Annotated in this window: 15 protein-coding genes; 2 read left to right on the top strand and 13 right to left on the bottom strand. The window is 47.1% G+C overall.

The features are described from left to right. Positions 1 to 378: 378 nt before the first annotated feature. A complete protein-coding gene (locus tag EL173_RS01295) occupies positions 379 to 1,173 on the top strand; it encodes a DeoR/GlpR family DNA-binding transcription regulator (protein WP_005690037.1) in 795 nt (264 codons plus the stop codon). Positions 1,174 to 1,329: 156 nt separating this feature from the next. On the opposite strand, the gene EL173_RS01290 is transcribed toward EL173_RS01295, so the two are convergent. From EL173_RS01290 to croR, 7 genes are all read right to left on the bottom strand, one after another. Continuing rightward, positions 1,330 to 2,190, bottom strand: a complete 861-nt coding sequence (locus tag EL173_RS01290; RefSeq protein ID WP_005690039.1) for an aldo/keto reductase — start codon at positions 2,188 to 2,190, stop codon at positions 1,330 to 1,332. A gap of 146 nt (positions 2,191 to 2,336) precedes the next feature. After that, positions 2,337 to 3,089: an aspartate/glutamate racemase family protein gene (locus EL173_RS01285; protein WP_005690041.1), complete on the bottom strand. Its 753-nt coding sequence runs from the start codon at positions 3,087 to 3,089 to the stop codon at positions 2,337 to 2,339. Positions 3,090 to 3,094: 5 nt separating this feature from the next. Then, entirely contained in the window at positions 3,095 to 4,648 is a 1,554-nt protein-coding gene (locus EL173_RS01280) for a UDP-N-acetylmuramoyl-L-alanyl-D-glutamate--2,6-diaminopimelate ligase (RefSeq protein WP_005690042.1), read from the bottom strand. A gap of 197 nt (positions 4,649 to 4,845) precedes the next feature. Further along, positions 4,846 to 5,343 (bottom strand): transcription elongation factor GreA, encoded by a 498-nt coding sequence (greA, locus tag EL173_RS01275; RefSeq protein ID WP_005685322.1) that lies wholly within the window; start codon positions 5,341 to 5,343, stop codon positions 4,846 to 4,848. 364 nt (positions 5,344 to 5,707) lie between these two features. Continuing rightward, positions 5,708 to 7,018: a D-alanyl-D-alanine carboxypeptidase family protein gene (locus tag EL173_RS01265; RefSeq protein ID WP_005690048.1), complete on the bottom strand. Its 1,311-nt coding sequence runs from the start codon at positions 7,016 to 7,018 to the stop codon at positions 5,708 to 5,710. Beyond that, positions 7,015 to 8,205 (bottom strand): sensor histidine kinase, encoded by a 1,191-nt coding sequence (locus tag EL173_RS01260; RefSeq protein ID WP_005685320.1) that lies wholly within the window; start codon positions 8,203 to 8,205, stop codon positions 7,015 to 7,017. The genes EL173_RS01265 and EL173_RS01260 overlap by 4 nt, the downstream gene beginning before the upstream one ends. Before the next feature lie 3 nt (positions 8,206 to 8,208). Beyond that, complete coding sequence (croR, locus tag EL173_RS01255) at positions 8,209 to 8,895, bottom strand: response regulator transcription factor CroR (protein WP_005685318.1); 687 nt, start codon at positions 8,893 to 8,895, stop codon at positions 8,209 to 8,211. 143 nt (positions 8,896 to 9,038) lie between these two features. Between croR and EL173_RS01250 the strand changes: the two genes are divergently transcribed. Then, complete coding sequence (locus EL173_RS01250; protein WP_014571059.1) at positions 9,039 to 9,728, top strand: hypothetical protein; 690 nt, start codon at positions 9,039 to 9,041, stop codon at positions 9,726 to 9,728. A gap of 344 nt (positions 9,729 to 10,072) precedes the next feature. On the opposite strand, the gene guaB is transcribed toward EL173_RS01250, so the two are convergent. The 6 genes from guaB to EL173_RS01215 all read right to left on the bottom strand — a co-directional run bounded on the left by guaB (position 10,073) and on the right by EL173_RS01215 (position 15,775). Further along, entirely contained in the window at positions 10,073 to 11,560 is a 1,488-nt protein-coding gene (guaB, locus tag EL173_RS01240) for an IMP dehydrogenase (RefSeq protein WP_005690053.1), read from the bottom strand. Positions 11,561 to 11,952: 392 nt separating this feature from the next. Further along, positions 11,953 to 12,741, bottom strand: coding sequence for a DUF1129 domain-containing protein (locus tag EL173_RS01235; protein WP_005685315.1), 789 nt, complete (start codon positions 12,739 to 12,741; stop codon positions 11,953 to 11,955). 57 nt (positions 12,742 to 12,798) lie between these two features. Next, positions 12,799 to 13,905 carry a redox-regulated ATPase YchF gene (gene ychF, locus EL173_RS01230; RefSeq protein WP_005685314.1) on the bottom strand — a complete coding sequence of 369 codons (1,107 nt, stop codon included), beginning with the start codon at positions 13,903 to 13,905 and terminating at the stop codon, positions 12,799 to 12,801. 22 nt (positions 13,906 to 13,927) lie between these two features. Continuing rightward, entirely contained in the window at positions 13,928 to 14,119 is a 192-nt protein-coding gene (locus EL173_RS01225) for a DUF951 domain-containing protein (protein WP_005685313.1), read from the bottom strand. A 26-nt stretch (positions 14,120 to 14,145) separates the two neighbouring features. Then, positions 14,146 to 15,018: a ParB/RepB/Spo0J family partition protein gene (locus EL173_RS01220; protein ID WP_005685312.1), complete on the bottom strand. Its 873-nt coding sequence runs from the start codon at positions 15,016 to 15,018 to the stop codon at positions 14,146 to 14,148. Then, positions 15,008 to 15,775, bottom strand: a complete 768-nt coding sequence (locus EL173_RS01215) for a ParA family protein (RefSeq protein ID WP_005690055.1) — start codon at positions 15,773 to 15,775, stop codon at positions 15,008 to 15,010. Before EL173_RS01215 ends, EL173_RS01220 begins: the two co-directional genes overlap by 11 nt. Positions 15,776 to 15,780 lie beyond the last annotated feature (5 nt).

Below are 15,780 nucleotides of genomic sequence, written 5' to 3'. Positions count from 1 at the left end.
AGCGCTTACTTTTCGATTACATTGTCATCATATAAGCAGATATGGTCAAAGTCAACTAAAAAGTGTTCATAATTTAATCATTAGATGTTCACTTGTGAGCGACTTCATCAAAATAAATGAAGTGGCATGTAGCAAAATGATATGATAAAAGTAACTAGTCAGGTACTTGTTAGCCTAACGAGCGATGTCTATTTTTTCACGAGCTCCCCAAATGACTCGCTTTGGATGACGTTCCAACTTATCAACGAGTCTACGGAAATCAGCGTTACTGCTATATGCTTCGGCATCGGGCTTAAAACATGGTCATAATATGTCCAAAATATATTCATAACGTGCTATAATCAGATTAGCGAAGACGGCTTAAAGAAGGTGACATTCATGCTTAGAAAAGAACGAATTGATGCGATGCAGGCTTATATCAGCGAAGTTAAAACCGCGTCTATGAAAGAGCTCGAAGATAAGTTCTCGATAGCGCCAAGCACTTTGCGGCGTGACTTAGCAACCTTAATTGCAAACGGTACGGTAAAAAAAGTCTATGGTGGGGTCACAACCACTCCTGATAGCACAAAGGACAATCCGCTCACCGTTTACAGCGAGCGTCAATTAGCCGCACCTAGCGAAAAACGACAAATTGGCCGGGCTGCTGCACAGTTGATTGAACCTGAAGATTTAATTTTTATTGACTCTGGCACTACGACTGCGGAGATGGGCGAATTTCTGCCGACCGATTTTCCTTTTACGTTGGTAACCAACAATCTTCAAATCATCAACCAAGCCGCGCCGCTTGCCAATATTAAGCTTGTCATCATCGGCATGAACTTTGATCGCCGTACCCAATCGTTTACCGGCATTGATAACATGAATATTTTCAGCCGGTTCAATATCGGTAAAGCCTTTATGGCAGCAACCGGAATTTCGCTCACCCGCGGATTATCCAACTCGGAGTACAACGAATATTTAATTAAGTCTGAGATTTTCAAGAAGGCGCATCGCAAAATTCTGTTGATTGATCAATCGAAATTCGGCCGGGTATCGCTGCTCACGTACGGCACTGTGCAAGATATCGATGCGATTGTCACTTATGGCGATATCGCCGCTAAATACCACGAATTTTTAACCGAAAACAGCATCCAGTTAATCAATGCCAAAACCGGCGCTAAGACCCTACCTTAATACAGTTCGCCATCGCCAGCCGCACGCACTTATTTGACAAAAAAATTCCCGCAATGATCGTTTGCGGGAATTTTTGGGTGCTGGATTATTTAATTGTTATCGACCTGACAGCTATCGTTTACTTAATCGCCAAAAATCATGGTTGACGACTTAACGCTAGAAATTCGTGGTATCCGGATCTGTCGCTAAACCAGCTTCACCATGTAAAGCATCAATTAACGTCATATCATGATGACTCAACTCAAAGTCAAAGAGTTGGGTATTTTCCTTGATGCGGTCATCGTGTACCGATTTTGGCAGCGGCAGGAAGCCATGCTGCAGCGACCAGCGAAGAACGACTTGAGCCACACTCTTGTTATACCGTGCAGCAATCTTCTTAAGTGCGTCAACTTGGAAAATCTTACCTGTACCCAGTGGACTGTATGCTTCACTCAAAATATCATGGGCATCATTATAAGCAACCACTTCCGGCTGCAAATCACTAGGATTTAAGAAGATCTGGTTCACCATCGGCTTGACATTAGCGGTTTTCAGCAATGCATCCAAATGCTTGGCGCGGAAGTTTGAAACCCCAATCGCCCGCAACTTGCCGTCTTTATAAGCTTCTTCCATCGCTTTCCAAGAGCCGGCATTGGCCTCTTCCCAGTTGTCACGGAACTTAACTGGATTTGGCCAGTGAATCAAATATAAATCAACGTAATCTACGCCTAATTTTTGAAGCGAACGGTCAATCGCTGCCTTAGTTGCGTCATAACCGTGATCAGCATTCCAAAGCTTCGTGGTCAAGAAAATTTGATCACGTGCAACGCCCGACGCCTTAATCCCGGCACCCACGCTTTCTTCGTTACCATAGGCAGCTGCGGTATCAATGTGACGGTAACCGGCAGCCAACGCAGCTTCCACACTATGCTTGGCAACTTCCCCATCCGGTGTCTGCCAAGTTCCAAAACCAACGATTGGAATCTTGACCCCGTTGCTCAAGGTATATGTGTCAGTTAATTTGGTTAAATGTGCCAAAATATGCCATCTCCTTTATTGGGTACTAATTAAAGCTTACCACAAGTAAGTATTATTTTGCATGACCCGCTCGATGCCTATAGTCATAAAAAGCGCCGGAAGTTACTGATATGAACCAGCTGCTTCCGACGCCTTTTTCCGGCACACTAACGCACCATCATTTGATTCAACAATGCCTTACCCGCTGCCTCACTTTTCCGAAAAGCCTTACCGAGTGCAATGGTCTTGTCCACGATAATACTTTGAGCATCAATCACATGATATGGATGATCACCGGCTTTTTCCTGAGCAAACGAAAGCTCGGTGCAGCCAAGAACAATGACGTTAACCTGAAAATCATCGTGCATCCGTTTCAAGATGCGATGATATAACTCGGCATTGACTTCGCCCTTTTCTTTGACGTACTTATAAATGAGCTCTGTCACCATGTCCTGCAACGCCTGATCTCCTAAAATAACCTTGCGCCCTGTATTTTCGATTTCATGACTGTAAATGCCATCTTTGATCGTACCTTGGGTTGCAATAAGACCGATCCGCTCCTCATTCGGGAATCGCTCGCACATATCGCGAATGGCCAGCCGCGGCATGTGTAACAGTGGCACAGACGATGCAGCAGCTAATTGATCATAAAAGTAGTGCGCCGTGTTGCAAACGATCACGATGAATTCAGGCTGCAACAGACTTTGTGCCCGAACGTCTTCTAGTAAATCCGGGAAGAAGCTCGGTTTACTGTGATCCAGAATATAATCGGTTCGATCCGGCACTGTGGCATCATTGACCAAAATATAATTGAGATATTCCTGATCGCTATGGGCATGCGTGCGTTGATTCAGCAGACGCACATAACTCTCGGTTGCCGGTGTCCCCATGCCACCAATAACGGTGAAAAATTGACGCATTCAAATCAGCCTTCCTGTAACGATTGGGTGACTTCCTTGACAACGGCCATATCAGTCGGCCAAGGTGTGTTGACGCCCCGAATTTTTTGATACGGATCTGCGCCTTTACCGGCAACAACCACAACATCTTTGGGACCACTGGCCTTAATCGCTTCCGTGATCGCTTCTTTACGATCAAGCACCTTGTGAACCTTAACTTTGGTGTGATCAATCTTAAGGTCGATTTCATTGATAATATTGGCTGGATCCTCATAGCCGGGATCATCTGTTGTTAAAAAGGCTTCTGTTGCCAACTCAGTTAATACTTTGGCAAAGCCCGGGCGCCGCGAAACCCCTTTATCACCAGGGGAGCCGACAACGACCAGCAAGCGCGGATCTTTGTAGGAACGTTTTAGGAACGATAACAAAGCCTTCATACTAGCATAATTGTGGGCATAATCCACATAAACCGTACCGTGGCCCGGAACCTGAAAATGTTCCATCCGTCCCGGAATTTTGACTTTGGCGATGCCAGGCACCGCAGCAGATGCATCCACACCTGCCAGGCCGGCGCCGATAATCGCTGCTGTCGCATTACTTTCATTGAAGTCGCCGATTAAAGCCAGCGAATAATGACCGCCAATATTAAGTGCCGCTGCTTTTTCCGTTACCGGCACGAGTGTAAAGCGACTTTCGGCGACATCAGCTTCTTGGCTGTCAAATCGGAAATCAATATCAATGTCGTCGCGCTTAGGCTTGAATCCAGCGCTGGCGAACAAATAAATGCTCTCCGGATAAGTCGTGGTGGTTGCTGCCGCATAGACCTGATCAAAATGCTCGGTTTCCGCGTTAATCACTACTTTGCGCGCATTGACCAACAACTGCAGCTTATTGTGCAGATAATTGGCAAAAGTCGGATGTTCGTTTGGTCCGATGTGATCGGGGGTAATGTTTAAGAAGAAGCCTACATCATAAGTCAGCCCAAAGACGCGATTACGTAAATAAGCCTGACTGGAAACTTCCATCACCAAATGCGTCATACCATTTTCAACTGCTTCGCGCATATCCCGGAACAAGTCCAAACTTTCCGGGGTGGTTAAGTTCGATTTAAACCGCTGATCCGGCTCAGGGCCAACCACTGTATCAATGGTGGAGAACAAGGCGATGTGCCGCGGCCGAGCCTCATTCAAAATCGCCTCGGTGAAATAAGCGGCGGTTGTTTTGCCCTTAGTACCGGTATAAGCAATTACAAACAAATCATCTTGCGGATAATCGAAAAAGGCCGCACTGAGAATCGCCATTGCTTTTGTGATATTCCGAACGATTAAGGCATTTAAACCATTACCTTCCACGTAAGGCTTTTCGGCAACATAGGTTCTGGCGCCGTTATCTTTGGCCATGGACAGATAAATCGGCCGAAATTTGTCCCCTTTGCAGAAAAACAAAGTCGGCCCGGAAACTTTTCGTGAATCATAGGCAATGCCGGTCATATCGACATCTTCAGTGGTCTGAATTGCCGCACTTTTTAATAAGTGATGTTCCTTCAATAATAAAATACAAGCTCTAAGTGATAGTGCCATTGGGCTGCTACTCCTTTTTATATGCCGTGAATTCAAGCTTCATTATAGCATAAGCACTGTGGCAGCTTTCATCTTGATCTATTTGAAACCATGATGAAAAACACGCCTCAGATGCTTGTTCTTCTGACATTCGGTTATGGCCAACATGATCCTCGCATCAGCATTGAAAGTTTCCGTCATAAATCGAGGAGTTTGCTTCAGTCGTGCTGCTCGACTGACTTACCGGGCGCATGCGGACTAATGGCCATAACCGTTACCTGATAAGTGCCACTCGGTGCCGTGACGGTGACCGTATCGCCAACATGATGGCGACGAACGGCTGCTCCCAGTGGTGAGTTGATGGCAAGTTTAGCTGCCCCCATCCCCGCTTCTGCTGGCCCGACCAACTCATAAGTGTCTTCATCCTGATCATCGTCAAATTCAAGTGTCACCCAATTACCGATATCAGCAAGGTTGGCCGCGGCCGGCGTCGTCACTTTGGCATACCGAATCAACTTGTCCAAATATCGCAAGCGACCCTCTAATTGCCGTAATTCGCGTTTAGCGGCGCTGTATTCTGCATTCTCTGAACGATCACCCAAAGCCGCTGCTTCAGCCAGGTTCTTAATCTTAGCTGGCCGAATCGCCTTGAGATCCGCAACTTCTTGTTTAAGATTAGCCAAACCAGCCGGGGTAATTTCATGATACGTTACCATCTTGCTAGCCTCCCATGAAATTCAGTGCTTCGTGATCCTGTTCCATCATAACGCGTTTTTTAACCCAGAAACCTGCGTGTAAGGACCTTAGCCGCAATGGCCAAAGCCCGGCCATCACGGTTGAGGCCACTTACACTCCGGTTTCTAAACGGGCTGGCTCGCGCTCATTTTCTATAACGCGCTCCCCGGCGCAGAAGTCTGCGTGTAAGGACCTCAACCGCAATGGCCAAAGCCCAGCCATCACGGTTGAGGCCACTTACACTCCGACTTCTAAGCGCGCCGGCTCGCGCTCACAAAAAAGGCGAACGCGTTGACCTCCAACCGGGAGTCCAAAACATTCACCTCATGATGTCAGCAGTGCCGACTAAAAAATGTGACTGAAGAAATCACCAATGCCACGGAAAATCAGGACAAAGAAATTAGCTTTCTGATTGGACTTGGTCGTTTTAAGGGTGATACCTTCTTGTGCGTTATCACCCACAAAGCCAAGTTGATCGTCTTTTGCGGTTACCTTCAAATTACCGATCGTGGTACCTTTCTTGACGGGTGCTTCAATTGTGTTCTTTTTGACACCCTTAGCCGGTGTGTAAGTATACTTAAGTGTCTTTTTACTTGCATCAGCGGGAACAACGGCAACGGCTTTTGCGCTTGGTGCAATCGGTGTTGTCCGTGATGCGCCACGGTTGACATTGACCTTACTGTAGCCCTTGATACTTTGTCCGGCATTCGCAAGCGTTATGGTCTTCCAGTTTTCCAGAACATGGGTCATCAGCTTTTTGGTTTCATCAAATCGCCGTGTCTTGGCATCGCCGTTTGCGTGCAACACCACGGTGATAATCCGCATGCCATTCTTTTCAACCGTCCCGGTAAAGCAGTCGCCAGCCGCATCGGAAGTCCCGGTTTTTAGCCCGTCAACTGGCAGGTTCTTATCGTAGGAAACCAAACCTTTGAGCATCCAATCCCAGTTTTCCATATTGATCGCATCATCGGTCCCTTTACGGAAGGTCTGCTTGGCAATACTGGTTGTTTTTAAAACTTCCGGATGATCCTTAATTAAGTGTTGCGCGACTTGTGCCATATCTTTGGCTGACATTTCGTTTTCCGCGTTGTCGCCAGTGCCTGGTACTTTGGCATCTTTCAACTGACTATTATTCAGCCCTGTCACATTGACAATTTTGGCGTCTGTAATGCCCCAGCTCTTGAGTTTGGCATCCATTTGATTAACAAACTTCTCCTGGCTGCCGGCTACTGCCTTTGCAAGCAACATCATGGCTGCATTGGCTGAGTAGATGAGCGAGGCATCATATAACTCGCGCACTGAGTATGAGCCATCACGTCGCAGCGGCACATTGCTGAGATCACGGTCTTGACTAATTGTCCATATTGACTGATCCAACGTCACCTTGTCGTCCCACTTGATCTTGCCTGATTTAATGGCATCGAGAACTAACTCAATACTGATCATCTTGGTCATGGATGCAATCGGCAAAACCGTACTTGCATTCTTAGCATATAAAACCTTGCCAGTTGTAGGTTCAATTGCAACCGCGGCTTTGGCATTAACCAGATTTGTATCACTGCTTTCGGCAGCTGCAACGGACGCCGCTGGAGCAGCACCACCTATCATTAATACCGCGACCATTGCGGCAACCAACCCACGTAACAACTTCTTCATTTCGTCTTTCCTGCTTCCTCATTAGATTTAGTTTGTTTATCCGTCAGCGAGGCGCCAACTTTTAATGGTAAATGAATCACAAAACTGGTTAATTCAGGACTGGAATCTGCGTAAATATACCCGCCATGCAACGCAATGATGCTTTGCGCAATGGCCAACCCTAGTCCTGTGCCCCCGGTTTCTTGGGAGCGGCTTTCTTCCACCCGGTAAAAGCGATCAAACAACTGGCTTAAGGCATCGTTGGGAATCTGAGCCCCATCATTTGAAACCTTCACGACGACTTCGCTGCCAATTCGCTGGGCGTCAAGGAAAATGTGCCGTCCGCCTTGCCCGTATTTCAACGCATTGACGATCAGATTATTGAAAACGCGTCCCAGCTTTTCAGTGTCAGCTTCCATCATTAATGGGTTCGGTTCGCCACTGACTAGGATCCGCATGTGTTTCTTATGGGCTTCCAACTCAAAGCTCGCGGCAAGCTGTTCCAACATCGCAATCATATTGAACCGGACCGGATTCAACTTGGTCGTGGTTGATTTAACCTTGGTATACTCAAACAGATCTTCAACCAAAACCTTCATCTGCTTTGCTTTCAAATACGCTGTGTGCGTGTACTTGAGTAGCTCTGCTTCACTTCGGTATTGATGATCCTCAATCAAGCCTAAGTAGCCAATGATCGAGGTCAACGGTGTGCGGATATCATGACTGACATTGGTAATCAGCTCATCTTTACTCTGTTCGATTCGTCGTTCCTCTTCCATAGAGTTCACGGTAGAATCAACCAGCGCATTAATGCTGCTAACCACTTTTTGCAGCTCGGTATTCACCTCAAATTTAATTCGGTGATCCAAGTGGCCATCCGCAATATAATGCAACTCTGCAATCACGTGGCGCATCTGCATCTGCCGATATCGCCGTGCCAATCGCCAGTACACCACAATGACGTCTGCAATGCCCATCAAGGTAAGGAAAAGATTCGACCAGCTCCACAGATGAAAACCGCCGCGGCCAAAAGTCAAATTCGTCTTCACACCCCAGATTGCATTCTCCAACCCGGGATTATGCGCAATCATCTGATTAATCAGCACTAACAACGCAAAGTTCAGCATCAGTAACAAAATAACTGTCACAATGCCTTCAATCCACAACTCGGACTTTTCCTTACCAGTGAGTTTGACCTTTTCGCTCATGAACTAGGCCTCGACCTTGTAGCCAACGCCCCAGACTGTTTCGATGACCTTCTCACCATCTGTTGCCTCTTCAATCTTGTCACGCAGGTGTGAAACATGCACCATCACGGTCTTGGCGGATACAATTGACTCCTGTTGCCAAACCCGCTCAAAAATCTCGTCAGCGGAAAAGACGCGATTCGGGTGACTGGCAAGTAAGTAGAGAATTCCAAACTCCAAAGCCGTTAACTGAATCTGTTTGCCGGTCAAAGTTGTGACCTCGTGGCTATCCTTTTTAATCGTCAAAGGCCCGACTTCCAGCACATCCGGCTCCGAATTGGTCACCTCATTTTGACTCCGACGCAAAAGACTCTTGACTCGCGCCATCACCTCAAGTGGATTAAATGGTTTCGTGACGTAATCGTCAGCACCGGTGATCAATCCTTGAATCTTATCCATATCTGCTGTTTTGGCTGACACAATGATAATCGGAATTTGCGAATCCTTGCGTACTTCCTTAACCACATCCATGCCTGACATATTCGGCATCATAATATCCAAAATCATTAACGCAATATCGGGATTGGTCACAAGCTTGGTAATCGCTTCTTTGCCCGAGTATGCTTGAATAGGTTCATAGCCTTCGTTTTTAACATAAATGCTCAATAGTTCAACGATTTCTTTATCATCGTCTACAATTAATATCTTCATAATTTTGACTCCATTTATACGGCAATCGTTAGGGACTGTAACATCACTGTCCATTGTACCAAAATTGGACCGGGAATTCTTTACGAAAACCCTAAGAAAACGAGCGCCATGCGTGCTTTGCATTTCAAGTGGGAGGTGTTCTTTTGCCAAAATTAACAACCCTCGTAGCTGCCAGTTTGCCGCAAACGATGCAAATTGCCGGTATTAACATTGCCCATTCAAGCGGTAGTACCTATTGGCTGCTTCACCACCAAGACGAATGGTTGACCCTACGCTTGGCAACCCACCTTCATTGGCTACGCGGTGTTCGGCAGCTGCAGGTGCTTTATTCAGATAAACAAACCACTACTGAGCTCCAGTCAAAGCTACGCCAAGCATTCGCCAGTCCTGCAGCACAGCAGCTTGCTTTCAATTTCACGGCAACCGATGCTGCTATTGCCAATATGTTGTTGTGGGCAGCAGCACATAAACTGGTTTTCATGTTACGACTCACGCCAGCAATGGCCAGTGCTCATAAAAGCCGGACATTTGATTTACAACGCGACTTCGCAGGACTGCCACTGTTTTTGGGTGATCGCAATAATAGCAATGATTTGCTGTTGCCAATCCATGACCCGCTTCTACAGCGGCACCTGATCCTATTTTATAGTGAGAATCTGTTATTTACCCAATTCTCCAGTCATCGGCTGATAAAACTACTGCCGACTGCGCAATGGCTGCAAACATTGTTGACGACCACAGAGCACCCCGTTCCTTGGCCGTTAGCAATTGCCGCCACTTTTGGCACACCGATACTGACTGCTTTTCATCGGACACGTTATCAAAACCGGTAAGCTCGCACGTTAAAACTGTCTTGCTCGCGATTATCATAACGCGCTCCCCGGCGCAGAAGTCTGCGTGTAAGGGCCTTGGGCGCAATGGCCAAAGACCGGCCTTCACGCCTGAGGCCACTTACACTCCGATCCCTAACCGCGCTGGTTCACGCTCGCTTTCTATAACGCGCTCCCCGGCGCAGCAATCTGCGTGTAAGGACCTTAAGCGCAATGGCCAAAGACCGGCCATCACGCTTAAGGCCGCTTACACTCCGATTGCTAACCGCACCGGCTCGCGCTCACTAAAAAAGAGCCTGCAGCTGCCTCAAGTGGGTAACTGCAAGCTCTTAAACTGAATATCTTGATTATTGAACGGAGTAGTTTGGTGCTTCCCGGGTAATTTGGACGTCATGTGGATGACTTTCACGTAATCCGGCACCGGTAATTTGAATGAACTGCGCATTATCCTGTAGTTCTTGTAAGTTCGGTGCGCCAACATAACCCATACCGGATTCAATGCCGCCAAGCATCTGGAAGATCACATCGCCAAGGCTGCCTTTGTAAGCAACCCGGCCTTCAATCCCTTCAGGAACGAGCTTGTTAGCTTCATTGACACCGCTTTGGAAGTAACGATCACTTGATCCATGAGCCTGTGCCATCGCGCCTAAGGAACCCATGCCGCGATACGTCTTAAAGCGCCGGCCTTGATAAATCTCAAACTGGCCTGGTGCTTCATCGGTACCAGCCAAGAGTGAACCGAGCATGACGGCGTTACCACCGGCAGCAAGCGCTTTGACAATATCGCCGGAATATTTGATCCCACCATCGGCAATAATGGTTTTACCACGCTTGCGAGCAACACTGGCAGCGTCATAAACGGCGGTCAACTGGGGAACCCCAACGCCGGCAACAATTCGGGTCGTGCAAATCGAGCCAGGGCCGATGCCGACTTTCACAACATCAACGCCAGCGTCATATAACGCCTCCGTTGCTTCTGCCGTTGCAACATTTCCGGCAATTAAGGTTGCCAATGGAAAATGTTCGCGAATTTCTTTGATCTTACGAATAACACCGGCGCTATGACCGTGAGCGGTATCAATGACAATCGCATCAACCCCTGCATCCAACAGCGCCTGGGCCCGTTCAAACGTATCCGAGGTAACCCCGACTGCGGCAGCGACTAACAACCGACCATGGGCATCTTTAGCGGCATGCGGGAATTCTACCACTTTTTCGATATCCTTAATCGTGATGAGTCCACTGAGCCGGCCTTGCTTATCAATCAGTGGTAACTTTTCAATCTTACGGGCTTGCAGAATGGCTTCAGCGTCTTCAATTGAAGTGCCAGCCGGAGCAGTGACCAAACCTTCCTTGGTCATCACGGTATCGATCAGAACGCTCTTATCATCGACATACCGCAAGTCACGGTTCGTAATGATCCCGGTCAGTTTACGATCGGTTGTATTATTAACGATCGGAACACCGCTGATGCGATACTTCTTCATCAACGCTTCTGCATCACTAACCGGCTTGTCAGCAGTGAGGAAGAACGGATCAACGATGACCCCGTTTTCACTGCGCTTAACCTTAAGCACTTCATCAGCCTGAGCCTCAATGCTCATGTTCTTATGGATAACACCTAAACCGCCTTGACGCGCCATTGCAATCGCCATGGCACTTTCGGTCACCGTATCCATCCCCGCTGAGATGATTGGGATATTCAACTTTAGATTGTCCGCAAGTTGTACAGACAGATCGACATCGTGAGGCAAAACATGACTTTCTGCAGGTATCAACAACACATCATCAAATGTAAAACCACGCCGGGCAAACTTTGTATCCCAATTACTCATTGCGTAAATCCCTCTTTCAATTTTAGTTGTTGACTAATGTACTACCGGAAATTGGCCTCGTCAAACGTAGACGTTAATTTTTTTGAAAAGACCGGTATCATAGGCTTAAAAATGAAAGAAAATCTCATAATTGTTCATTAAGACCCGAACAAAATAAAAACGGTTGCCAGTTTGCGAAATTAATGTTCGTCTTTTGCAATCATGCTCATAAAATCACCTGTTATTATTCGGCATTAGCTCCGAGGCGTTTAGTTTTCAAGCTACTCACGCTTAATTTCCTTTGGCAGCAAAGAAAAAACGGACACTAGAAGACATATGCATCCTGTCTTCTAGCACCCGTTGAGTTTATTGAGCCTAGTTGTTCAAGAACCGCAACCTTTGATTTCCCAAGTCTACCGTTGGAAAAAGCTCTTGAGATGATACCGATGCTGCAACACCCAGTGAATGCCGTAAGCAACAACCCCAACGATAATGTTGGCAAACCATGGCATCGGCTGAGTCAGCGGCGTATTGAGCAACGCAAGCGCACTGCTGAGGAAGGTAACCGCAACGACCAATAAGACGCCGCCTCCAAGAACCAACCATGCACTGCGGCGTTCTTTCTTGTCTTTTTGCATCCAGTCGGCGTAGTACACGAAGAAAATTCCGGCCATAAAACTCAGCAGCAAGAGGCTAAGAAAACCGCTAGTAGCTGTGTTCTGGGTCTTGGGATTGAAGTAGGCCAAAGCACCGTACATAACCGCCAAAATCGCCATAAAGAACAGGCTTTGATCGACAATCAGTAACCACATTGGCTTCTTGGGTTCAGGCTTGGGCGTATGCAAAATTTCGTTTGCCTTCACCGTTACCGGCCCGTATAGCTGGGTAGCGGGCTTGCCTTGACGTTGCGCCGTAATCATTTCCGGCAACATCGTCTTAAGTAAGGTCTCTTCATCAGTTGCAGACATGCCGCCATCTTTCAATTCACGCCGCAACTTGAACACGTACTCATCATTCTTTTTGGTGAGTTGTTCAATCATTTCCGGAACTGTTGAAGCCGGCCGCACCTGTTTAACATGGGCATTCTTACTTGCCGCATCGGTTGCGGACGAAGCTTCAGAAGTACCGCCTGCTGCTTGCTGTTGATCAACTGCAGCACTGTCTACCGCTTGACTCGTGTCTGCTTCATGCTTTTCTGCCATTTGAAACTCCTATCTTAAAAAATCATCATCACTGCGGGCCTTATTTGGCCAGTCAGCTTAAACATTGAACCGGAATTCAATGATATCCCCGTCTTGCACTTCGTATTCTTTACCCTCGGAGCGATAACGTCCGGCTTCTTTAACCGCTTGAACGGAACCGTATTTATCCAAATCGGCAAAGGACATGGTTTCTGCCCGAATAAACCCACGCTCGAAGTCTGAATGAATGATACCGGCTACTTGAGGCGCCTTCATGCCGCGACGGAATGTCCACGCACGGGTCTCCTTGCCACCGGCTGTAAAGAAGGTCGCCAACCCCAAAAGATGATAGCTCGCTTTGATCAGCTTATCGAGGCCAGATTCATCCACGCCTTCCGCTGCCAAAAAGTCAGCTTTTTCGTCATCGTCCAACTCCGCAATTTCTTCTTCGGTCTTGGCGGAAATGGCGATAACTTCGGCACCTTCTTTAGCGGCTTCGGCTTTAATTTGCTTAACATAGTCGACTGAATCCGGATCAGCCATCGCTTCTTCGGCAATATTAGCGACATATAAAACTGGCTTACTCGTGAGCAGAAAAAGGCCTTTGACAATTTTTTGCTCATCTTTATCAAAGTCGATGCTGCGAACCATACCGCCATTTTCGAGTACTGGCTTGATTTTTTGCAACACTTTAAACTCAGCCTGAGCTTCTTTATCGTTTGTTTGTGTCCGCGCCACTTTTTCGACCTTGGCATAGCGTTTGTTGACTGAATCCAAGTCCGCAATGGCCAGTTCCATGTTAATGGTGGCCATATCTTCTAGCGGATCGACTTTACCGGTGACGCTGGTAATATTGTCATCATCAAACGCACGGACAACATGAACAATCGCATCCACTTGCCGAATATTTTCCAGGAACTTGTTGCCCAGTCCTTCCCCCTTAGAAGCACCTTTGACAATTCCGGCAATATCGGTGAATTCAAAAGTCGTATGAATGATTTTTTTAGCGGGAATCAGTTCATCGATGCGTGCCAGTCGTTTATCCGGCACTTCAACCATCCCAACATTCGGGTCAATGGTGGCAAACGGATAATTTGCCATCTCCGCACCCGCCTTAGTAATTGCATTAAAAAGCGTGGACTTGCCAACATTGGGAAGTCCGACAATACCTGCTGTTAAAGCCATTTGGTTATTTCACACTTTCTATTTAGTCTGTTTGTTCTGCCTGACCCAACACTTTTTTGAGTCGCTTCTCAAAATCACGGCGCGACATCATCACGATATGTCCGCAACCGGTGCAACGTACTTTGATATCTGCCCCTAAGCGGATGATCTCCCAACGATTTGTGCCGCACGCGTGCGGTTTCTTCATTTGAACCAGATCATGTAGTTGATACATGCGCCCACCTCCAACTGTTTTGCCAGTTAATCAATATTGACGTCAAGCATGGCTAAAATACGGTTCAGGTCTTTTTCAGAGCTAAAATCAATTTCGATCTTGCCCTTGCCTTTACTGCCTTCATTAATATTGACCTTAGTTCCGAAGCGCTCACCTAACTGATTCTCGGTTGCGCGTACATACGGCGACTTCGGTTTTTCCTTGGTCGCTGGCCGATTGGTGCCGGCATTCATTTGATTAATGAGCCGTTCAAGTTGGCGAACCGTCAAATTTTCGCTGATCGTCTTTTTAGCAACTGCCACCATTTTGGTCTTATCTTTAAGACTCAGCAGCGTTCGGGCTTGCCCCATCGACAGCTGATTAGCGCTCAACATCTGCTTAACCGGTTGTGGCAACGTCAATAGCCGCAGATAGTTAGCGATGTAAGGCCGACTTTTTCCTAGCCGGGCCGAGACCTCTGCTTGCGTCAGATTTAAGCGTTTGATCAACGTATCATATGCCTGTGCTTCATCCAACGGGGTTAAATCTTCTCGCTGCAGGTTTTCCAACACGGCAATTTCCATCATTTCCGGATCATTAAAGTCGCGAACAATGGCGGGAATGGTTTCCTTGCCGGCCAGTTTTGACGCCCGAAAGCGCCGTTCACCAGTGATGATTTCATAACCCGAAACACTTTTGCGCACAATTATCGGCTGAAAAACCCCGGTTTGCTTGATCGAATCAGCTAGTTCTTTTAAGCCTTCTTGATCAAAGGTTTTACGCGGTTGGTAGGGATTGGGACGGATATCGACCAGCGGCAGTTCCTCAACGGTATTGTTGGCACTTAGATCGGGACTTTCAAAATCCTTGAAGATCGCATCGATTCCCCGACCTAATCCTTTACTATTCTTATTCGCCATGAGCAGCCAGCACCTCCTTGGCTAATGCCTCGTAAACTTCGGATCCCCGTGATTTCGGATCAAAATCCACGATCGGCAGGCCATAACTTGGCGCTTCAGCCAGCCGGGTAATCCGCGGAATCACGGTTGTATAGACTTTATCACCAAAATATTTGCGCACTTCATCAATCACTTGCGCCCCTAAATTGGTTCGCGCATCATACATGGTTAACAAAACGCCTTCAATTGCCAAACTTGGATTGAAATGCTTTTGAACAAGGCGCACCGTATTAAGCAGTTGGCTCAATCCTTCCAACGCGTAATATTCGCTTTGTACCGGAATCAAAATCGAATCGCTTGCTGTAAACGCGTTGATGGAAAGCTGGCCTAAAGATGGTGGACAATCGATCAAGATATAGTCGTACTGCTCCGCCACCGGGTGTAAACCTAACTTCAGCCGCATCTCCCGTGCCATCTGACTGGTTAATTCGATTTCTGCTCCTGCTAATTGAATCGTTGCCGGAACAATAAAAAGATTCTTGTGCTTTGTCGGTAAAATGGCTTCAGTAATCGGATCCTCATTGACTAACACGTCATAGATATCTTTTTCGACTTGGGCCTTTTGAATCCCGACACCGCTTGTCGCATTGCCTTGAGCATCAGCATCTACAATCAGAATTTTCTTACCCAGGTTAGCCAAACACGCTCCCAGATTAATGGTCGTTGTTGTTTTCCCAACACCGCCTTTTTGGTTGGCAACAGCAATGATATGTGTCATGAGTT

The organism is Lacticaseibacillus rhamnosus, from assembly GCF_900636965.1.
GTDB classification, from domain to species: domain Bacteria; phylum Bacillota; class Bacilli; order Lactobacillales; family Lactobacillaceae; genus Lacticaseibacillus; species Lacticaseibacillus rhamnosus.
The sequence above is the reverse complement of the archived record's forward strand: the minus strand, read 5'-3'. Positions and strand labels throughout refer to the sequence as shown.